Below are 21423 nucleotides of genomic sequence, written 5' to 3'. Positions count from 1 at the left end.
CATAAAAATAGCAGATAAAGGGAAGGAAATTAATTTACACCAAAGTTGAGACTTGACCCACATAACGCTTTTAGATTTCCATTTCTTCTAAATCTTTAAGCGATTTGCCATCTTCCGTTTTCCAGTCGGTCTTACCGTTTGTTGTCATTCCTAAAACAAATGAAGCGGCATAAGATGGGCTCTTAAATAAATATTTGCAGTTCCGGGAGATACTTTCAGCTTAACCTTCCGGCTTGTTGGAGTACTGCTACTTGTTGTGGCTATTTCTTTAGGCATGAAGAGTAAGGCTGAAAACAAGCTTTTGCTTACTGTTGGGATTGGCGTGGTTGCGTGTTTGACCGCTATTGCTTTAGTGGCAACACAGGCTTAAGCTGCCCTTAACATCAAAACAACACTCTCAATGTATTTAGTGCTCGGTAATATGCCCCAAAAAGTCGCGGGTGCGTGCGCTCTTCGGATTATTGAACACCTCATCAGGCGTTCCTTCTTCCACAATCACGCCACCTTCCATAAAGATAACGCGATCGGCCACTTCACGTGCGAAATTCATCTCGTGCGTTACCACAACCATGGTCATGCCGCCTGCCGCCAGTGCGCGCATAACGTCAAGCACGTCGCGCACCAATTCAGGGTCAAGCGCGCTTGTGGCCTCGTCAAACAACATCACATGCGGATCCATCGCCAACGCGCGCGCAATTGCCACACGCTGCTGCTGCCCGCCCGATAATTGCGCCGGATAAAAATCGGCTCTATCAGCCATGCCAACGCGTTCAAGCTGTTCACGTGCAATACGTGCCGCTTCCTCTTTTGAGCGCTTCAGCACTTTTATTTGCGCAAGCTCAACATTTTTCTTAGCTGTTAAATGGGGAAACAGGTTAAATTGCTGAAACACCATGCCCACTTTTTCGCGCAGCTTATTCACGTCGGTGCGCTTTGCAGTAATTTCGTTGCCTTCGATAAAAATATGCCCACCCGTAGGCGTTTCCAGCAAATTGATGCAGCGCAGCATGGTCGATTTGCCCGAGCCCGACGGACCCAGCACAACCACCACTTCTCCGCGTTTGACGTCAATGTTTACGTCGCGCAGCACGGTTGTTGCGCCAAACGATTTCGAAAGATGCTGAATGCTGATCATCACATCGGCGCTGGCGCCGCGCGTGGACGTTGATGGCATTTCTGTAGATGTTTCAGCACGTACCGGCACAAAAACTCCTTAATTTAGGTATCATGTAGATAGTATCACGCCTTATGGCGAAACAAAAGCTCAAACACGAAAGGCACGCGCCGTATGCTGAATTCTTCCACGGAAACGCCAATTACAAGAACGGAATCGGGAACGGTCACGCGCGCGGGTGCGGATGCGGGCGTGGGAACGTGCGGTCTGCCTACAGAAATAGGAACGGACGCGCGTGTGTGCGCGGATGCAGGAACGGAAACATCCAATGAGCTTTCCGAGCAGCCCGTTCCCCCTTCCAACCAGCCCGTTCCCTCTTCCAATCAGCCTGGATCTTCCACCGAGAAGCTGGAAGTGATTTTTGGCACTGACGGATTGCAGCGCTTGCGCAGGGCACGCGTGATGGTGCTGGGCTGCGGAGGCGTTGGCTCGAACTGCCTTGAAGCGCTGGCGCGGGGCGGCGTTGGCACGCTCATCTGCGTCGACAAAGACTACGTTTCGGCAAGCAATATCAACCGCCAGGCGATTGCGTTCCACTCAACCCTTGGAAAACGCAAGGTAGACGTAATGCGCGCGATGATTTTGGACATCAACCCGCACTGCACGGTTGAAACGCACGACACGTTTTTGCAAGCGGCCAGTCTACCTGAGTTTTTACAGGCGCATGCGCGCAGCGTTGATTGGATTGTGGATGCCATCGATTGCGTAAGCGTGAAATTGGCGCTTGCGGAATATGCCTGTGAACAGGGATTACCACTTATTTCCTCGATGGGCGGTGGCAACAAATTACATCCCGAATTTCTGCAGTTTGCTGATATTTACGAAACGAAAACCTGCCCCCTTTGCCGTGTTATGCGCAAAGAAGCACGTAAACGCAATATTGCTGGCTTACGCGTGCTGTACTCAAGCGAACAACCTGCACAAACGCAGGCGCGCGAGGGGGCAACGCGCGCCGATCGCTCCGATTTAGGCACCATGAGTTACATGCCGCCTATCATGGGACAGATGATTGCCGGCTGGGTTATCCGCAGAATTGTGGGCATCGATGCAGACGAGCGATAAATCGCATTTCGCCAGTTCACATGCTGAAGAACGGATGCGCGAAGCGTACGCACAAGCAGCTGGCTTACAAGGGGCACGGGAATTGCGCGAAACGTCGCTTGCAGAAAAGCCCGTGAACGCGGAATGTGGATCATGCGCTGCTTCGTGTGCAGAAAAGCTGGAAAAATCGCACGAGGTACACACAGCGCACGGGGTGCACGAAGCGTGCGGGTCACACGAGGATGTAACAACAATTCAGACGCACGTGCTGTCCGAAGTGTTTGGCGGAGGCACTGCGCAACCAGGCGGCAAGCTTCACGATGCTGCGCAACCAGGCGGCATGCTTCACGACGCTCACATTCACCTGAACGCGTGTGCAAACGCCGATGAACTTGCAGAATATGCTGCTAACCAGGGCATTTACGTAGCATGCGTAACGCGTAACGCGGAAGAATTTCACACCGCCCGCGCCCGCTTTGCGCGCTATTCTGGCATTGACGTGGGCCTGGGGCTTCATCCGTGGGATATTACCAGCAAAGCCGCAGCTGAGAAGCTGTTTGCACACTTTCAAAGCACGCTCGATGCATCAGTGATACAACACGATGCCGCACTCCATGATGGCTCTCCACATACCTCGCCATACAATGCAACACAGAATGCAATTCAACACAATCTCACGGAGAACGCAACGCAGCATGATAGCGCATCTTGTATAACACCACATAATTCAAGCGATTATCAGCGCAAACAATCTATGACATTGCCGCAATCAAGCGCCCCACACAACGCGAGCACACCCCGTGCAAGCACGCACGTTTCCCCTGTTCAACTAATAGGAGAAATTGGTCTTGACTATGCTCCTGCTCATCGCGAAATGCGCACCTTACAACAACAGGTGTTTTCGCAGGTGATTAAAGCAAGCTGCACCTACGCACAAGCCATTAACACGCGCATAACGCTTTCAATGCATGCCGTGAAATCGTGTGGCGATGTTCTTGATATTTTGGAGCACTACCAGGCATTTCAGCATTGTGCGTGCGTGTTTCATTGGTTTAGTGGATCGTGCGATGACCTGCACCGTGCTGTTCGTAATGGCGCGTATTTTTCGGTGGGAACACGTATGTTGCACTCGAAGCGCACAGCTGAATACCTGAAGCTTATTCCGCGCGCGTCACGCTTGATAGAAACCGATTTTCCGCACCACGATGCCACAATTCAGCCTGATGAATGGCGCAAAACGCTTGAAACGCTTGCCGCGGCGCTCTATGAATAAATGCAAGAAAAATGCGAAGTTGCAAAATTTTCGCTTCTAAAAAAATGGTGCCCCCAGAAGAATTCGAATCTCCGTTTCCAGCTTGAGAAGCTGGCGTCCTTGGCCTCTAGACGATGGGGGCGCATATACATTCTGGAACTCACCAGCGCCGTACGCTGCGGCTATCACCAACACACGGCGCGAGTGCTCCTATTCGTTCCACGGCACGCGCTGCAACGCACGGCACGCAGCTTCCACAAACGCCTCGCAATCTTCTTGCGTATGAGCTGCGGAAATAAACACCGACTCGAACTGACTTGGCGCAATCAAAAAGCCAGCATCAAGCATCGACGAAAAATAATGCGCAAACTGCTTTGTGTTACAACGCGACGCGCTATCCCAATTACACACCGGCTGGCTACTGAAAAACAGCGTAAACACACTTCCGATATTATTAACTTGAACAGGAAATTCGTGTTCGGCACAAAAAGTGCGCAACGAACTTGCAATAAAACTGCACTTGCGTGCAAGCTCGTCGTAGAACACGCTGCCTGCTTGCTGCAACTTGCTTAGCTGCGCATATCCTGCCACCATAGCAACAGGGTTGCCCGAAAGCGTTCCCGCTTGATACACCGAACCAACGGGCGCAAAACCCTCCATGAACTGGCGTTTTCCTGCAATACATCCAACGGGGAAACCGCCACCGATAATTTTGCCGAAGGTGCACAAATCGGCTTCAATACCGAAATATTCCTGCGCACCGCCCAGCGCCAAACGAAAACCCGTGATCACTTCATCAAAAATAAGCAACGCACCATATTGCGTGCACAGCGCGCGAATGGACTCCAAAAAGCCCTTTTCAGGAGGCACAACGCCCATATTGCCACTAACGGGCTCAACAATCACGCATGCAATATCGTTGCCATGCGCGGCGAACAGTTCCTCAAGCGACGCGGCATCGTTGTAGCGCGCCACCATCGTGTCGCTTGCCGTAGCTGCGGTAACGCCTGGCGTATCGGGAATTCCGCAGGTAGCAACGCCACTGCCAGCGCTCACCAACAAGCTGTCACTGTGGCCATGGTAGTTGCCCGCAAACTTCACAATTTTGTTGCGCTGTGTAAGGCCGCGCGCCAAGCGAATAGCACTCATCGTGGCTTCAGTTCCAGACGACACCATGCGCACTTCCTCAACGCCGGGCACCACGTCAACAATTTTCTGCGCCAACTGAAGCTCGGCCATGCAGGGAGCCCCAAAGGAAACCCCCTTGTCAAGCTGCTGTTTTACGGCAGAAAGCACCGTTTCATCGCCAGCGCCAAAAATCAGCGGCCCCCACGAGCAAATAAAATCGGTGTAGCAGTTGCCATCGACATCCCACACTTTTGAGCCGCGCGCATGGTCGTAAAAAACCGGCGTGTCGTTCACGTTCCCAAAGGCACGCACGGGCGAATTCACGCCGCCAGGAATAAGCGTAACCGCCTTCTGAAAAGCCGAAACGCTGTTGTTATGCACTAACGTCATACGAGTTATCCTCCTCAAAATAGCGCATCGATGTTTTCTTAAATTCGCACGTTGTTTGCAGCGCGCTCATCTGCAGAACGGGAACGTGCGCCTCGCTTAAAGCGTGCTTCATGCGCTCGACCGTAGCCTCAAGCTCGGCCTCGGTGTGCCCGTGAATCATCGCATACATATTATATTCCCACGTAGGAGCCGTTTCACGCGAATAGCAATGCGAAACCGCCGCTTCGCGCGCAAACACCGCACCAGCGCGCTCGATGTCCTCGGGCGCAAAACGCCACACCGTCATGCTATTTGCCGTGTAGCCCATGTTTTGATGCTTAACCATCGCACCAAAACGCCTGATAGTTTTGGACGCGCACCAGCCTTTCAGGCGATCGCACACATCCTGCTCGGTAAGGTTTGCATGGGGAACGTGTTGCTGCACGAAGCGCACAGCGTCGGCAAACGGAGCTTCCAGGATGCTAGCGTTTGTGCTGGTAGACGGCGTGTTGCTGGCTCCGTGAGCGCCGTGCGCAGCGTGGGTGGCGTGCTCGGCGCTAATACCGTGCGCAGCGTGGGTAGCGTGCTCGGAGATGCTACTAGATGGAGCGCACGCATCAGTTGCAGGGGTAGCAGCGCTGTTAGCGGCATCTACGTTGACCTGAGCTGCGGGCATCGAGTTCGACGGCTGTTCGCGCATAATATCGCCTTGAACCCAGCGCAAAAGTGCCGTGTCAACAGGGTCGTCAGCGGAAAATTCACGCGGAGCAGACAGTGCACTGTGCTGCGCATCTTCAGCGGCGCGCAATACGTCGTTGTTAAGAATAGCCTGTTCATGAGCCTTTTTCTGCTCGCTTTCATGGAGTGCATCCAAGGCTGCACGCACACTGTGATGGCGCCCCTGATCGCTTTGGCAGCTTTGGGAACTTTGGTCGTTTTGCTTGTTGTGGACACTTTCGCAACCTTGTGCATCAAGCGATTGCTGAGCTGCACCCTCGGATTGCAGCGCGGCGCACTCACACTGTTTTACCTGTTCAGAGGCTATCGGACAGGCCTGCTGCTGAACGCACGAAGCTTCACGCGCATCACCAGCACGAGCGCTGTTACCGCCAGCAGTATTCCCACATACGCAAGCACCGCCGCTAGCGCCGTTTCCGTCACCCTCAACACCGCCGCCAGCAGTCGTGCCAGAGCCACCAGCCGCGACACCGCCACCGCCGCCCAAAGCCTTCTGTTGTGCCTGATAAGCCTGCAAAAGCGTCATCGGTTTATGGAGCGTTTTTTCGTCGTTCTTCCGCGCATTGAACTGCACTTGTATCTTGAATGTGCGCGTCGCAGCCAGCTTCAAGGCATCACGACAACCCGTTTTTTGCACAATTTCCTGGAAAATGCGGTCGCGCTGCGCAGGTGAACGCGCAATAAGCGTAAACCAAATATTGTAGCGATTATCGCGTCCATAATTGTGCGTGACCTGCAGATACGAGCTTACCACCCGCGCGGCAGCTTCAATGGCTGCATCGCCGCCTTCTATCGCCAATGCGCACAAACACGACACATATCCCAGCTTGTGCGAGGTAAACGACGCGCCAATGCGGCGAATTTTCTTCTGCGCGTACAAATGCTCCAGCGTCTCGCGCACCTGATCGGCCGACAGTCCAAGCTCGTCAGCCAGCGTTTCAAGCGGACGCGGCGTAAGCGGAAAATGCGCCTGAATACGCGAAAGCACCAGCTCTTCCTGACGTTTTTTCGGCGTATAGGCACAGTAGGGCTCTTCTTGCATGTAATCGCCATACAAACTAAGCGCCCGCGCGCGACAACCGCCACACACACTTTTATACTCGCACGCTCCACATTTGCCCTTCAAGCGCTCGTAATGGCGCAAATTCTCGAACACAGGCGAGTACGTCCAAATTTCCGAGAACGGAATTTCTGTTACGTTCCCCAAGTTCATATCGAAATAACCGCAGGGCTGCACCTGTCCAACGTGGCTGATGAACGCGAACGTGATGCCACCCAAACACCCGCGCGTCATGGCTTCCATGCCGTAGGTTGCGGGGCTTACTTTTATTCCTTGAGCTGCGGCTTGTTGGCGCAAGATGCGATAATATTGCGGCGAATCGGTGGGCTTGAAATGCATCGGCGAGCTTTGTTGGCGCTCAAATGCCCAGCGCAGCACTTCTTCGTACTCGTCGGGCGTAAGCTCAACATCAAGCAAATCGGTGCCTCTACCCGTGGGCACAAGCAAAAACGGATGAAACGCAACCGCGCCATTATCCAGCGCTAAATCGTGCAACTCGTCCATCATCGTGTGATTCATCTTGGTGACGGTGGTGTTCACTTGCACGCCAATGCCATATTTGTTCATGTTGCGAATGCCTGCAAGCGTTTCCTCAAACGCGCCATCTTTCCCACGAAACGCATCCTGACCTGCTTCGTTAGGAAAATCAAGCGACACAGCAACACGCGGAATGTTGTGCTCGTAAATTTTTCGCGCAATCTCGTCGGTAATCATGGTGCCGTTGGTGCCGATAACAGGATGCAGGCCTTTTTCGTGCGCGTAGTCGATAATATCCCAGATGTCAGCGCGCATCAGCGGCTCGCCGCCCGTTAAAATAAGTATCGGGTCGGTGATGGTTGCAATGTCGTCGATAACGGCTTTGCACTGGTCAAGGCTCAATTCTCCAGGATACGGCGCACAATGCGCCGCCGCGCGACAATGCGCACACGCCAAGTTGCACGAACGCGTAATTTCCCACGCAATAATTTTCGGCGGCTTGATGCCTGTGCGCTCCTCGTACGCGCGAGCCGCAGCTCCAGCGCCCGGCCGATACGCACGCGTAGGGTCGGATGTGTTCGAACGATAGTGGATACCGCCCTCGTGAACGGGGATTGTGGCAGTTGACGCAGACGCGTGGCCGCCGGGGTGTCCGCCGGGGTGTCCGCCGGGGTGTCCACCTGCGTGGGGAACGGGGTGACCGCCGGGATGCCCGCCCGTGTAGCGAGTCGCTTCCCCGCCCGCGTTCTCGCAAACACACGCGGCTGTACGTTCGCCGCCTTCGTGAACTGGGCACATAACGCTTTTATCCATGGTCAACCTCACTTAGCCAACGCGCTGCCTCTTTCGCGTGATAGGTGATAATCATGCACGCACCAGCACGTTTTATGCTTAGCAGCAACTCAAGCACAACGCGCTTTTCGTCAATCCACCCATTCTGAGCTGCGGCTTTCACCATAGAATATTCGCCCGACACATTGTAGGCTACCGTCGGAAAATGCAAACGCTCGCGCACATCGCGCAGCACGTCCAAATACGCAAGAGCAGGCTTCACCATCACCATGTCGGCACCCTGCGCAATGTCAATTTCAGCCATGCGAACACCTTCTTCCCTGTTCGCAGGGTCCATTTGGTACGAACGCCTGTCACCATGAGCTGGCGCAGAATCGGCGGCATCGCGAAACGGCCCATAAAAGCCGCTTGCGTACTTCGTGGAGTACGACATAATGCCCACGTTCGAAAATCCACCCTGGTCAAGCGCCTGGCGAATGGCAGCCACGTGCCCGTCCATCATATCGGAGGGCGCCACCATGTTCGCGCCGGCTTGTGCGTGACTAAGCGCTTCAGCCGCCAACCACTGAAGTGTTGCGTCGTTGTCGACATCGCCCGACGGCGTCAATTTGCCGCAATGACCGTGGCTTGTGTATTCGCACATGCACACGTCGGTAATCACAAAAAGTTTGGGGTGATCGGCGCGAATTTGTCGCACGGCGCGCTGGACAATGCCATTTTCGTCGTAAGCTTGCGAGCCACATTCATCCTTGTGGCTTGGCAACCCGAACAGCAAAACAGCCGCAATGCCCAACGATTCAAGTTCGCACAGCTCGCTATCGAGCATGTCAAGCGAATACTGAAACACGCCAGGCATCGACTTCACTTCGCGTTTTACCTGTTCACCCTCGCAAACGAACAGCGGATAGATGAAATCGCGCACGCTGAGTTCGGTTTCGCGAATCATTTGGCGCACTTCAGGGCAGGAACGCATGCGGCGCGTACGATATAAAGGAAACGGAGCAAAATTCATGATGCTACACCTCACTTGCTGAACACAGTTGCTTGCCGAGAGCGCCTTGCACGCCTGGTGCCGTACCCGTTACCGAGCCAAGGCCAATTTCTTCATCCGTCAAGTAACATGCTGGGTCACTTGCCCACAAATCACCTGTTGCAGCTTCTGCGCGCACGCGGAAATTGCCGTTGCAAATATCAAGCCACTTACATTGCGAGCAGCGGCCTTTCACAAACGGACGCTTATTTTTCAAGCGGAACATCAGCTCGCTTTGCTCGTTCGTGCGGCTCACATCGCTCCAAATTTCCGAAAACGGACGATTTTTAACGTTCCCGAACGAAAAATGACGCCAAAATTGGTCGGCGTACACTTCGCCATCCCAGCTTACGCACGCAATACCCGCGCCCGTTGAATTTCCCTGGTTCCATTGCAACAACTGCATAATTTCTGCCGCGCGATCTGGGTCTTCTTTCAAAGTTTCCAGATACACGAAGGGACCGTCGGCATGATTATCAACCGTCAGAATTTCAGGACGCCCGCCACGCTCAAACCACGCACGCGTTCTGTCCATAATTTTGCGAACGGCAGCACGCGTTTCTTCGTGGTTCAAATCTTCATCGATAAGCGCCGACCCGCGGCCGGTATACACCAAATGATAGAAGCACGCGCGGTTGATATTGCGCTGCTCCATCACGTCGAACACATCGTCAATTTCACGCCAATTCAGCTTGTTGATAGTCATGCGCAAGCCCACTTTTATGCCTGCATCCTGGGCATTCTTCAAACCTTCAAGCGAACGGTCGAACGAGCCTGGAACGCCGCGGAACTTATCGTGAGTTTCGCGCGCGCCATCAAGCGAAACGCCCACATACGACAGCCCCACCTTCGCAAACTCCTTAGCAAGCTGGGGCGTTATAAGCGTGCCGTTCGTTGAAATAACAACGCGCATGCCGCGGTCTTTCGCATAATGCATAAGCTCGCACAAGTCTTCGCGAACGCAGGGCTCGCCGCCCGAAAACAGCAGAACAGGAGCACCAAACTGCGCAAGGTCGTCGATCATCGTTTTCGCTTCGCTGGTGCTTAGCTGATCGTAGTGATGCGCGTCGGAACCCGCATAGCAATGGATGCACTTCAAGTTGCACGTACGCGTGCAATTCCACACCACAACTGGCTTTTTATCGACAGAAAATTGCAGCAAATCGCTTGGCAACTTGTTGGAAAGACGCTTGTAGCGCAAAACGTCAGACGGCTCCACCGCCCCACAATACAGTTTCGAAATTCCTATCATAACATCCCCTATCTCTTGTTCCGCGCGCGTTCGGAGCAATGCGAACGCGGGCGAAATTCCCTCATATATGCTGGTCACGTGCGTGGTATGGATCCACGAACGGACGAGTGAACGAACGAACGCTGGCGAACGAACGCTGGCGAACGGTCATGGCGTCTTGTGATGCGAATAATAGGCACACAAAGCGTCTACCAGGCCATCCGCGTTGTAAATGCGCGCCTCAGCAGCTGGCGTAATGTCGTGAGCAAGCATGGTGCGCGTGGTTATCGGTCCAATTGAAAACGCGTCTACCTGCGAAAAGAACGCCTGTGCATGGGCGCCTAACGCATCAACGGTGGCTTTCACAGCCGACGACGACGCAAATGTGCACGCGTCAATCGAAACACCCGAGCTCAACACCTGTTTTAGCTGCTCGGTGCACTTCTCGCTGCGATACGCGCTTACAACATCTACCTGCGCACCCAAGGCGCGCAAGCCCTCGACCAGCGTGTCGCGTGCTTCTTCGGCGCGCAAAATAAGAACCTTCGAGGTGTGACGAACGCCTGCCGCTTGCAAGGCTTCTACCAGGCTTTCTGCAACAAAGGCCTGCGGCATACAATCGGGAACAATACCGTAGCTCTGAAGCGTTTCTGCAGTTGCAGAGCCTATAACCGCCACCTTTGCCGTGCCGAACGCACGCGCATCGCACCGTACGGCGCACCGTGCTTCACCTGTCACTTCACCTGTCAAACTATGCGTGTCGCGAAATGCTTCACCTGTCGCTTCGCGAGGCGCTTCGCCAGGCAAGCTACGCGCGTCACGATGTACTTCAGCCGTCGCTTCACCTGTCGCTTCGCCAGACAAACGATACACTTCATCACGCAAGCCACGCAGAGCGCCAAAACAAGCGTGCACACCATTTGCGCTGGTAAACACCACCCAATCGTATGACGCTAAACGCGCAACCGCTTCGTGCAAGGCTGCTGTGTTGGTTGGTGGAACAACGCGCAGTGCAGGAACTTCAAGCACGCGCGCGCCCGCTTCTTGCAAGGCACATCGAATGTGCGACGAATGGGTGCGCGTACGCGTAATAAGCACCGTTTTCCCAAATAAAGGGCGTTTTTCAAACCAGTTCAGCTGCTTGTGAAGCGCGGCAACGCCACCGATAACGATAATGCACGGTGCACCAATGCCCTTGCGCTGCATCACGTCGAACGCCTGTTCAAGTGTCGTGACGCACGATTTTTGCTGCGCACACGTTCCCCACATAACCGCAGCACACGGCGTAGTTCCCGCAACGCCATACGCAGCTAAACTGCGCTGAATGTGCGGCAAATTTTTCACACCCATATACAGAACAACACTCGAGCCGCTGGTGATAAGCCGAGCCAACGCCTGCCAATTTGTGGTGCTTTGCTGCTTATTTGGGTCTTCGTTGCCAGTAACGAACGTTACCGACGTAGCAATTCCGCGATGCGTGGCGGGGATACCCGCGTACATCAGCGCCGCAATTCCGCTTGTTATGCCTGGCACCACCTCAAATGCTATGCCATGCTGGTGCAAAACGAGCGCTTCTTCGCCGCCGCGCCCGAAAATATAGGGGTCGCCGCCTTTCAAGCGCACCACGTAGGGACGCTGTGCGTGTTCAAAGGCATAATGGAGCGCAGGTTCGCTTTCGCCCGTAGAGATGCTATGGGAAACGAATCCACGTGCCTGTTCATGGGCGTAATTGGGAACGTGTTCAAGTGAACGCGAAGCGGTGGAAGTATTGCTCGCTTCCGCAGCCGCACTGCCACGCGCTGCTGCATCCGCACTGCCACACATTTCCGCAGCCGCATCTTGAGCCTGACGTGCCTTTTTAAGCAACAGCGCATTGATTTCATCCTGCGTAACGTGCTGAGTAAAACCCTTTTTGCCTACAAAAATACACTCGGCATGCGCATTACACATGCCTACAATCTCGTCACTAACCAGATAGTCATAAATAACGCACGACGCATGTTTCAGCAGGTAAGCAGCGCGAATCGTCAGCAGCGACGCATCGCCTGGGCCCGCGCCAACCAAATACACCGCCGGCGCATTCTGTGTAAACGTAGGATTATTCACAAGCGCCTCCTGTTGAAGACGCACGCACCACATCCGCCAATATGTCGAACGCTCCCTGGGATGCAAGCTGGTCAATGATACTTTTTTCCGCGTTTGCATACGCGCCCGTAAACGAAGCACGCGCCCTGCGCGCGCCATCGAGCGACAAAACCACGGCATCTACCTGCACGTTTGCGTTGTGAAGGGGTGCGGGTGTGAGTTGTTCATCTCCAAGAGGTGCGGGCTCAGGTGCGGGCGCGGGTGCGGCCTGCTCATCGCGAACACGTTCCTGCTGTTCCTCGCGCGCACGTTCCCGCTGGTCATCGCACGAGAAACGCGCATACACGCCAATCGGCGTTTTGCAATCGCCACCAAGCGCTGCCAAAATACGACGCTCAAGCTGCACGCAGCGCATCGTTTCTGCATCGTTAATGGCCGCAAGCAGCGTACGAACGCGGTCGTCATCAACGCGCGCTTCAATGCCAATAGCGCCCTGGCCTGCAGCGGGAACCATTTCCTGAACCGACAAATACGCCGAAATATGCGCTCCCAAGCCAATACGCTCAAGCCCCGCAGCAGCCAGAATGGCACCGTCATAGCGATCGCTGTAAGCTTTCTCGATGCGCGTGTCAACGTTGCCGCGCATATCAAGCGGCTGCACCAAGGGAAACGCCGCTCGCAGCTGAGCGCTGCGCCGCAACGAGCCCGTACCAAGCCGCGCACCTGCGGGAATGCTGGCAAGACTGCGGCAATGCGCCAAGCGGGGCCCGCACACCAACACGTCGCGAGCGTCCGCACGCTTCGGCATAGCAAGAATGCCTAAACCCTGCGGCAACACGCGCGCAACGTCTTTCATCGAATGGATGCACAAATCCACGTCGCCCGCCAATAATGCCTGATCAAGCTCCTTGGTAAACAGATCTTTGCCGCCCAGTTCCGCAAGTGACTTCGACAAAATGCGATCGCCTTGTGTCGTATACGTGCGCATGCTTACATCCAGGTTCGGATGCACTTGTTTCAGCAGTTCAGCTACATAATTCGACTGCCATAACGCCAGCTTGCTTGCGCGCGTGCCAATAATAAGCGTTTGCTTCATCGCGCTACTCCTTCGGCAGAACGTGCGCCCACCTGCTGCAAGGTTTCGCAATTTTGGCGCTTTGAACAGCCCTTTCCTTCAAGACACGTAGGATGCGCGCAATGCGGACAGCCCGATCCTGGCGGGTTAGTGTCCAGCCCAAACAAATAGCGCGCCGACACTGTGTAATAAAACGACGCGCTCGTGTGCGCCTCTTTGCGCAAACGCGCCGTAGGTCCATGCAGCAACTTCTTGACAATGGCCTCGCCGTACAGCTCAAGTAGCTGGCACTCGTCGCTCGACAACTTCTGACCGCGTGCATTCTCGAACGATTTGATGCAACGCTTGAGCTCTCTATCAACCACAACGCTGCCTTTTTCGTACATTTCTTTGATGGTTGGCGTAACACTGCGCTCTTGCATCCACGCCAAAAACTCAGATTGCGCTTCCTCAATAAGCTTCTCAACAGCACCAACAGCTTCCATACGTGCACTCAGCCCCGCATCAACAACATGCTGAACGTGCTGCGTGTCAAATAGCTGAACGCCTGGCAGCGACGCGCACGCGGGGTCGATGTCGCGCGGAATTGCGGCGTCGATAAGCACGAGTGGGTCGTCTGACGTGGGATTTTCAGCAGTGTGGTGCGCATTGCGTGCCATTTCCAACTCTTCGGCAGCAATGATGAACGAAGATGCACGTGTCATACTCATTACCAGCTGCGATTGGGCAATATACGAGTACCGATCAGCAAAATCGATGGCCTGTAACACGGTGGGGGTGGTAGATTGTCGCGTTCCCGCGCCGTCTGTTCCCACGTCTGCCATTCCCGCGGTTGGCGTTCCCGCGCCGTCCGTTCCCGCATCTGCCATTTCTGCATCTGCCGTTCCCACAGCTGATGTGCGCATGTCTGCTTTCAGCTGTTCTACTACCTGCTGTGCATGCGCATAATGACGTGACGCCACATAAATGGTTTTCACGGGCGCTTGCAACAGGTAGCGCAGCGACAACTGCGCCATTTCCCCTGCTCCCAGCACCAGACATGACGCATCCTGAAGAGCGCTGCAATGTTCACGTGCAATATGCATCATGCTGGTTGACATCGATACGCAATCCGAGCCAATGGCAGTTTCGCTGCGCGCACGCTTGCCAACACTAAGCGCCGTTTTGAACAGGCGGGAAAGAACTTCTGAACAGGTTTTATGAAGCTCCGCCATCTCGAAGGCGCGCTTCGTTTGACCCAAAATTTGAGCTTCGCCAAGCACCATGGAGTCAAGCGAACACACAACGCTGAATAGGTGCGACACTACTTCCATGCCACGCTTTTCGTAGCAGTAATTTTCAATAAGCCAGGCGGGTGATTCGGCAAATCCGCGCTTCGCCTGAACGAGACGCGCGGTACATAACGCAACAAGCGCTTGATGAGCAAGCCTATCAGTTTGCGCGTTCACGTACAGCTCGGTGCGATTACAGGTAGAAAGAATAACAACCTCGTCGATGCCACGCTCACGCAACAGCGCTTCAGCACATAATGTAACGTCATCAGGAGTAATAGCAAGTGCTTCACGCACAGGCAACGGAGCGCTTTTGTAGCTTGCTCCAAGCAGAAACAAGCTCATCGCGCGCTCCCTTCTTGAGAGTTAGCACAGTTCACATCCTGGGAATCGGCATAAAAACGCGCACGACGATGCCCCCGTTCAGAACTATGCAGCAAAGGCGCGACAATTTCATCGTAAAGCGCGTAAATATCAAGCTGTTCGCCCTGTTCAACGCGCTTTTCAAGGCCTGCCTGCGCGACCGCCTCAAACAAAGGCGTACGATTGACGGCATCGCCCTCAACGCGCTGTTTAATAAGTGTGCGCAGCTCTCCCAGCACGCGCACATATTCTTCCCAATAGGCAGGATACTGAGCCTCAAGCGTGTGACGAATGTGTTTTGCCACCGTTGGTGCAGCTCCACCACTTGAAACAGCAATTTGCAAATCGCCGCGACGCATCAGCGACGGCACAATGCAGTTGCATAGCACGGGCACGTCCACCACGTTGCACAGGCAATTATGCGCCTCGGCATCAAGAAAAACTTGCTTGTTGACCTGGGTAGATGACGTTGCTGCAAACACCAAAAACGCGTCAGAAATATCGCCCGACTCGTAGGCGCGAGGCGTCCACTGAATGAGATGCGCATGCGCCCATTCCTGAATTTTTGGCGTTGCATCAGGAGCAACAACATGCACGCTCGCCCCATACTCGCGCAAGGTAGCAATTTTTCGTTCAGCTACTTTGCCTGCTCCAACAACAAGTGCGCGCTTGCCCTCCATGTAAATGAACAGCGGATACGGCGCACGTTTCCCGCAATACGTCATACTCTCCCCTTTTAAGTGCAATTCCCACCCTGCTTATGTATATAAACGCATATACATAAGCGCATAGGTATACTAAAGAGAGTTTGCGATATTTATAACTGTTAAAAGTACTAGTTTTTTAAGAAACTATACCAACGCCGCTATAATTGCACTGCATGATAAGCGCATAAAGAAGAGTGGCAACCTGTGAAAATAGAGAGGGTAGCGAACACTGGAACCGTCCGCTCATAGAATTTCTGCAGGTAGCATGCGTGTTTTATGGAGAACGCAACGAAGCGGTGCGGATGCGCACGATACCAAGGTGCGAAGACGCTCAGGAACGGGTCGGCGCAGCGGGCGTATTGAGGAACGGAGCAGCTGAGTACTCGGGAACGTGGCGGCACACACGTTTCAGCAGAGCCACGCGCAGATGTAACGTACCACTTCGTGCGTAGCACTTCTGCAGTTAGGATTTGTGTCGCATTACGCTTGCCTTACACACTTTGTGCGGCGTTTACAAATTCGATAAGCTCGTTTCGGGAATGCACACCCAGTTTTCGATAGGCATTTTGCTGATGAAAACGTACTGTCGAGTTCGAAACAACCAATTTCTGCGAGATATAAGCACATGAAAAACCCTGTGCTGTAAGCAATACTACTTCAGTTTCGCGTTTTGTGAGGCCGTACTCCTGCGACACCACATCTATTTGCTGTTTCATTTTTTCTTCAAGTGAAATGGTAGTTTCATCAGCGCGAGGTGCCCCTTCTAGCGCGCTGCCAGCACCATGCGCAGTATCAGTGTACGCAGTGTGTGAGGAACTAGCAGCATCGCCTTCCTCGCCAGCAGCACCAGCAGTTTCACGTTCTTCACCAGCAGAAATATGTTCGGCATAACCGTTCGCAACGCCAATATCCGCACCAGCACGATTTGCCGCCTGACAAGCATCCGTTTGCTCACGTGCATTCTCTTGACGCATTCCATTCTCTTGGTGCAATGCATCAGCCTGCTGATGTGCATACGCCTCTTGCCGTGTATCAGCCCCTTGCATCGCATCCATCCGACGCGCACCGGCCGCATCGAAGCCCTCGATCGCTTCAGGCATGTCGTCGATACGATACGGGATAAGGCTTACTTCGTGCGACAAAATGACGCCACCTACCAAAATAAGCGCAACGATAACAGCAATAGCACAGCCAACATTGCTTAAAATATGCACGTTCATCGGCAACAACGACCCCACAGCACCACCCACGAGCGACGCAAGCGATCCGTTAGCACAAATAAGCAACAAGCCAACTAAAAAGCCACGAGGGATTTTCAACGTTGTAAACAAAGCAGGAAAAATAATCCAATACAGCAAGCGCGAACAAAAAACCGATGCCAGCAACAAACCAAGCGTCGTTTGCACAAACATATCCGACACAAAACACGAGCTTAAAATTGCAAGCGCTAAAATAACAACCGATGGGAAACCAATAAAATGCGACCATCCGCGTGTACACACAATCAGATATACCACAATGGTAAGCGCTACCAGCACCGTTATTACGTATACTGCTATATTCGCCCCATCGCTTAATGTAATAAGACGCTTGTAAGCAATAGCGTAGAGCGCCGTTCCTAAAAATCCACTTGAGAGTACCAAAATAACGCTTAACCAGGGAATACGATGCAACACGCCCTCTTGAAGCTTCGTTTCAGTGCACGCGCATTGCAGCGTAGTATCAATACGCAACACGCTTACTCCTGAAATAAATGCACAAACGGCAGCAACTATCAGGCAAATTTCACGCCCCAAGCCAGGCACCATCATCAACGGCGCTGCCAACAAAACGCCGCCTAATACACTTACCACAATTGAGCGAATGGTAAATGTGCTCAGTAATAACATCCACGTATACATTACAAGAGCATTTGCAACACTTGCTATAACGTAACATGGTGCAACAACCCACGATTCCATAGATGCACACGCAATAACAATAGTTGAGCCTATCATGCATGCAATCGAGACAATAAGGGCAAGTGGTTTAATCGAAACGCGCTTATTGTACGCAATCAAAGACAACAGCGCAAAGGTAACAATTTCACTTATTGCACGAAGCGCATAATACGGATCGGATATAGCTGCGCCACCAGAAATAAGATACCCTACAAAACCTGTAGATAACATGCGACTATAGGCAATCATGCACGCAAAACCACATGCTGCTACCAGCAACACGTTTAATGGCTGATGTCGGCGTTCACAAGCGCCCGCCTGCGACACACGAGTAGAAGATGATGTCATAATGCTACCTATTCTTTTGTGGCACAGATATTCCTTGCACACCGTACGCACAAAACACAATACAACTATTAAATACGTTTATTATCGCTATCCTTGCACAATGAAGCAAGGCGTAAAGAACAGAGTTAACACACGAGTCAAAATTAAATGAACGAATGAGGCGAATATATGGTATTGAAAAAATAGGCACAAATGCATTTGGTAACCTATAAATGCAGTCTCCACATGAACAAATCACAGGTCATCTCGTGAGAATAACGAAATGGATTAAAATATATTATTGAAGTGCATTTATAACAATTTGTAAGGCTTCTTGCACGGTAGTACCATCAATATGTACCGTAAGATTTGCATAACGCCTGTACAACGGTACACGTTCGCTATACAACTGCTGTAGAGATACCACGCTGCCATTACGCGCAACAACACCACGCTCCTGCAAGTTGCCAAGGCGTTTTTCCAGTTCATTAAGTGATACTTCCAAATAGATGATACGACCGAGCGTTGCGACATGTTCCATAGCACGCGCAGAATACACCGCACTTCCGCCCGTTGAGATAACAGCGTTTTCATCGTCAATCGAACACACAGCATCGCTTTCAATCTGAAGAAAACGAGCCACGCCATACTCATCGATAAGCTGCTCCAAAGTTTTATGATGGGCGCTTTCAATACGCTTATCAGCATCAATAAACTGTTTGTTCAAATGATGCGCAAGGGCACAGCCAAGTGTCGACTTGCCCGATGCGGGCATTCCAATTAAGGTAATAGTTTCGCTCTTACGAGTTTTACTGCATGTACCAGGCATATTTAATGTATCACGCACTGTGCCCTCCTGCGGATAATAACGCTCGAGTAGTTTTTTGCACTAACAATTATTACATACTCGCTGTTCGCATGATACATTCCAACGAAGAGTACACTAAAGAAAAATCAGACCCATAAAACCGTACCTATAAGCGTACCTATAAGCATACTCGTTATGACAACACTATCGGCTAATACGCTATTTCGAGCGCTTTAACACGTCAAACAAAACAGCAAATGGGAAAATGAGCAGCATCGCAATAAAGGTCATGATAATCTCCTAACCGCTTATTCACCGTGCAACGAAATAACATAGTGTCGTTGCTTGACGGCATAAGTATCGCAAAAGCACCATGATCATTCATTAGCTGTCAGCTAAACTTTTAGGAATATTTGATTGGTATGCGCGTTTATGTCTTGAAAAAAAATTTTATTACAAGGCAAACCATAAAGCGGAACTATAAAGCAAGAGTTTCTGATATAGATTAGAAACTTCCAGTATAGAGCAGGGGTTTCTGGTATAAAACAGCATAAAAGCTAGAGTAAACATATAAAATCTAAGGAAAAGAATGAAACAGGAATTTGCAGCAAAGATTTAAAAATTGCTAGAAAAATGGTGCGCCGTGAGGGATTCGAACCCCCGACGTACTGATTCGTAGTCAGTCCCTCTATCCAGCTGAGGTAACGGCGCACGCATCACGCGTTGAAACAAAATTTCAACAGCTAGGATATTGTACCGTACTATTGACGCTTGTCAAGAGCAATGTTTGAAGATAGTTCTTGCACAGTGCAGTATATTTTTCCGCACTCATACGCGCCATTGCTCACCTTTGCAAACTAGTACACACCATGACACACGCTCGTATTACCTGCTGCATAACAATGTGTGGCATATGGAGAGGATAATCTCCATACTACCGCACATGGTATAGTACACTCACGCTATCATGCACTCGGTCACTCACTTACGCTATCACGCAAACACTCTTGCAAACCTTACACCTTACATAACAGCCCATACGTGATACGCGCACACTACAATACTATTCAGCTTCAGCCGCCTCGGCAGCTTCAGCAGCCGCTTGAACAGCAGATTTCGCACGAGGCGCATGAGCCGCTTTTGCAACTAAGCCAGAGAGTGCCACCAAACCAATTACGTTTGGAATAACCATCAGCTGATTAAAGAGGTCGGCAAGTTCCCACACTAAATCGTTTGACGCAAGCGAGCCCATGAATATGAAAATCAATGCGATAACCGAAAACGCGGTAACAGCCGTTTTGCTTTTGTTCGGGAACAGATACTTCACGTTCAATTTTGCAAACAAGTTCCATCCCAAAATAGTTGAGAATGCAAACATAAACAAGCAAATTGCCACAAATGCATTTCCGCCAAATTCGCCTAACAATGAGCCAAATGCAATTTGTGCCATATTGGTTTTACCAATGCCGCCTGCTACTGCTTGCGCATAATTTTGCGCAAGCGCGCCATCACCAACATACAGAGTAGAAATAACAACCAAAGCAGTAATCGTAACCACAACAAATGTGTCGATAAACACGCCGATCATGGCAACAACACCCTGGTCGTGCGGCTTTTCTACCTTGGCAAGCGCGTGAGCATGCGGTGTAGAACCCATACCAGCTTCGTTTGAGAACAATCCGCGCTTTGCACCTTGCGAAATAGCAGCAATCAAACCAAATGCACAACCACCGATTTCCGCATGAGGATTAAACGCCATGGTAAAAATACTAGCAAATGCGGGACCAACGTTTTGTGCGTTCACAATCAAAACACCAATACCACCAATAATGTAAATGATGGCCATAATAGGAACAATTTTTTCAGTAACAGAAGCTAAGCGCTGCAAATTGCCCAAAAACACAAACGCGCACAGCAGCATAACAAACAAGCCAACCATCCAAGTAGGAATGCTAAAAGCGGTATGCATCGTTTCTGCAATAGAATTTGCTTGTACCATACAACCCATTAATCCAAGCGCCATAATAATTGCAATAGCGAAGAAACCTGCAAGGAATTTACCCAGTCCACCATGGAATGCATAGGTAATATAACGCGCTGGACCACCCTGCACGACACCGTCCTTGTCGGTAACACGCGTAATCTGCGCAAGCACTGCCTCAGCGTAGTTTGTTGCCATACCCAGCAACGCAATCAGCCACATCCAGAAAATTGCACCCGGGCCACCCACCAGCACAGCGCCGCATGCACCAACAATGTTGCCCGTTCCTACTTGCGCTGCAACAGCGGTTGCAAGCGCTTGAAACGAACTCATACCATCTTTATGCTTGGTGCCGTTTAATGAAAAGCCACCAAACAAGCGCGCAACACCTTCACCAAAACGACGAAATTGAATGCCGTGTGTGCGAATGGTGAAAAATATTCCTGCACCAAGCAGCAGAAATACCAACACGTAATTCGACAAGTACGAATTGATTGTTTGAACAATATGAAGTAGTGCGGTTTCCAAAATATTCTCCTTTGCTCGTATGCACTGGATATATCTTGGACGGAGT

General features: G+C 51.9%; 15 protein-coding genes and 2 tRNA genes. 2 read left to right on the top strand and 15 right to left on the bottom strand.

Annotated elements, in window-relative coordinates; genetic code table 11:
• Positions 1–70: 70 nt before the first annotated feature.
• Positions 71–211, bottom strand: a complete 141-nt coding sequence (locus tag HMPREF3190_RS07185) for a DUF4357 domain-containing protein (RefSeq protein ID WP_082715028.1) — start codon at positions 209–211, stop codon at positions 71–73.
• A gap of 195 nt (positions 212–406) precedes the next feature.
• On the bottom strand, positions 407–1135 hold the full coding sequence (locus HMPREF3190_RS00450; protein WP_156425664.1) for an amino acid ABC transporter ATP-binding protein: 729 nt from the start codon (positions 1133–1135) through the stop codon (positions 407–409).
• Positions 1136–1288: 153 nt separating this feature from the next.
• Here HMPREF3190_RS00450 and HMPREF3190_RS00445 point away from each other — a divergent pair, with 153 nt between their 5' ends.
• On the top strand, positions 1289–2236 hold the full coding sequence (locus tag HMPREF3190_RS00445; RefSeq protein WP_082715025.1) for a tRNA threonylcarbamoyladenosine dehydratase: 948 nt from the start codon (positions 1289–1291) through the stop codon (positions 2234–2236).
• Between the two features lie 34 nt (positions 2237–2270).
• Positions 2271–3488 carry a TatD family hydrolase gene (locus tag HMPREF3190_RS00440; RefSeq protein ID WP_449675893.1) on the top strand — a complete coding sequence of 406 codons (1218 nt, stop codon included), beginning with the start codon at positions 2271–2273 and terminating at the stop codon, positions 3486–3488.
• A 45-nt stretch (positions 3489–3533) separates the two neighbouring features.
• On the opposite strand, the gene HMPREF3190_RS00435 is transcribed toward HMPREF3190_RS00440, so the two are convergent.
• From HMPREF3190_RS00435 to HMPREF3190_RS00375, 13 genes are all read right to left on the bottom strand, one after another.
• A tRNA-Glu gene (locus HMPREF3190_RS00435) sits at positions 3534–3609 on the bottom strand.
• A 68-nt stretch (positions 3610–3677) separates the two neighbouring features.
• Complete coding sequence (gene hemL, locus HMPREF3190_RS00430) at positions 3678–4985, bottom strand: glutamate-1-semialdehyde 2,1-aminomutase (protein ID WP_066779116.1); 1308 nt, start codon at positions 4983–4985, stop codon at positions 3678–3680.
• Positions 4969–8052, bottom strand: a complete 3084-nt coding sequence (gene ahbB / locus HMPREF3190_RS07490) for a siroheme decarboxylase subunit beta (RefSeq protein WP_066779113.1) — start codon at positions 8050–8052, stop codon at positions 4969–4971. Before ahbB ends, hemL begins: the two co-directional genes overlap by 17 nt.
• Complete coding sequence (gene hemB, locus HMPREF3190_RS00420; protein WP_066779110.1) at positions 8045–9043, bottom strand: porphobilinogen synthase; 999 nt, start codon at positions 9041–9043, stop codon at positions 8045–8047. Before hemB ends, ahbB begins: the two co-directional genes overlap by 8 nt.
• A 4-nt stretch (positions 9044–9047) precedes the next feature.
• Entirely contained in the window at positions 9048–10313 is a 1266-nt protein-coding gene (gene ahbC, locus HMPREF3190_RS00415; protein WP_066779107.1) for a 12,18-didecarboxysiroheme deacetylase, read from the bottom strand.
• A gap of 147 nt (positions 10314–10460) precedes the next feature.
• Entirely contained in the window at positions 10461–12398 is a 1938-nt protein-coding gene (locus HMPREF3190_RS00410) for a bifunctional uroporphyrinogen-III C-methylase/synthase (protein ID WP_066779105.1), read from the bottom strand.
• Positions 12391–13473, bottom strand: coding sequence for a hydroxymethylbilane synthase (hemC, locus tag HMPREF3190_RS00405; RefSeq protein ID WP_066779103.1), 1083 nt, complete (start codon positions 13471–13473; stop codon positions 12391–12393). Before hemC ends, HMPREF3190_RS00410 begins: the two co-directional genes overlap by 8 nt.
• Positions 13470–15068 carry a glutamyl-tRNA reductase gene (locus HMPREF3190_RS00400; RefSeq protein WP_066779100.1) on the bottom strand — a complete coding sequence of 533 codons (1599 nt, stop codon included), beginning with the start codon at positions 15066–15068 and terminating at the stop codon, positions 13470–13472. The genes hemC and HMPREF3190_RS00400 overlap by 4 nt, the downstream gene beginning before the upstream one ends.
• A complete protein-coding gene (locus HMPREF3190_RS00395) occupies positions 15065–15811 on the bottom strand; it encodes a precorrin-2 dehydrogenase/sirohydrochlorin ferrochelatase family protein (RefSeq protein ID WP_066779098.1) in 747 nt (248 codons plus the stop codon). The genes HMPREF3190_RS00400 and HMPREF3190_RS00395 overlap by 4 nt, the downstream gene beginning before the upstream one ends.
• A 473-nt stretch (positions 15812–16284) precedes the next feature.
• Entirely contained in the window at positions 16285–18081 is a 1797-nt protein-coding gene (locus HMPREF3190_RS00390; protein ID WP_066779092.1) for a LuxR C-terminal-related transcriptional regulator, read from the bottom strand.
• A gap of 277 nt (positions 18082–18358) precedes the next feature.
• Entirely contained in the window at positions 18359–18907 is a 549-nt protein-coding gene (locus HMPREF3190_RS00385; protein ID WP_449675888.1) for a shikimate kinase, read from the bottom strand.
• A 595-nt stretch (positions 18908–19502) separates the two neighbouring features.
• A tRNA-Arg gene (locus HMPREF3190_RS00380) sits at positions 19503–19579 on the bottom strand.
• Positions 19580–19931: 352 nt separating this feature from the next.
• Entirely contained in the window at positions 19932–21377 is a 1446-nt protein-coding gene (locus HMPREF3190_RS00375; protein WP_449675886.1) for an alanine/glycine:cation symporter family protein, read from the bottom strand.
• Between the last annotated feature and the right edge of the window lie 46 nt (positions 21378–21423).

Source organism: Umbribacter vaginalis, from assembly GCA_001552935.1.
Classification (GTDB): Bacteria; Actinomycetota; Coriobacteriia; order Coriobacteriales; family Eggerthellaceae; genus Berryella; species Berryella vaginalis.
The sequence above is the reverse complement of the archived record's forward strand: the minus strand, read 5'-3'. Positions and strand labels throughout refer to the sequence as shown.

Bases quoted from the DNA above. Each gene is read 5' to 3' on its own strand.
- hemL (WP_066779116.1), bottom strand. From the start codon at position 4,985: ATGACGTTAGTGCATAACAACAGCGTTTCGGCTTTTCAGAAGGCGGTT.
- HMPREF3190_RS00450 (WP_156425664.1), bottom strand. From the start codon at position 1,135: ATGATCAGCATTCAGCATCTTTCGAAATCGTTTGGCGCAACAACCGTG.
- HMPREF3190_RS00390 (WP_066779092.1), bottom strand. From the start codon at position 18,081: ATGACATCATCTTCTACTCGTGTGTCGCAGGCGGGCGCTTGTGAACGC.
- HMPREF3190_RS00440 (WP_449675893.1), top strand. From the start codon at position 2,271: ATGCGCGAAGCGTACGCACAAGCAGCTGGCTTACAAGGGGCACGGGAA.
- ahbC (WP_066779107.1), bottom strand. From the start codon at position 10,313: ATGATAGGAATTTCGAAACTGTATTGTGGGGCGGTGGAGCCGTCTGAC.
- hemC (WP_066779103.1), bottom strand. From the start codon at position 13,473: ATGAAGCAAACGCTTATTATTGGCACGCGCGCAAGCAAGCTGGCGTTA.
- HMPREF3190_RS00445 (WP_082715025.1), top strand. From the start codon at position 1,289: ATGCTGAATTCTTCCACGGAAACGCCAATTACAAGAACGGAATCGGGA.
- HMPREF3190_RS00400 (WP_066779100.1), bottom strand. From the start codon at position 15,068: ATGAGCTTGTTTCTGCTTGGAGCAAGCTACAAAAGCGCTCCGTTGCCT.
- HMPREF3190_RS00395 (WP_066779098.1), bottom strand. From the start codon at position 15,811: ATGACGTATTGCGGGAAACGTGCGCCGTATCCGCTGTTCATTTACATG.
- ahbB (WP_066779113.1), bottom strand. From the start codon at position 8,052: ATGGATAAAAGCGTTATGTGCCCAGTTCACGAAGGCGGCGAACGTACA.
- hemB (WP_066779110.1), bottom strand. From the start codon at position 9,043: ATGAATTTTGCTCCGTTTCCTTTATATCGTACGCGCCGCATGCGTTCC.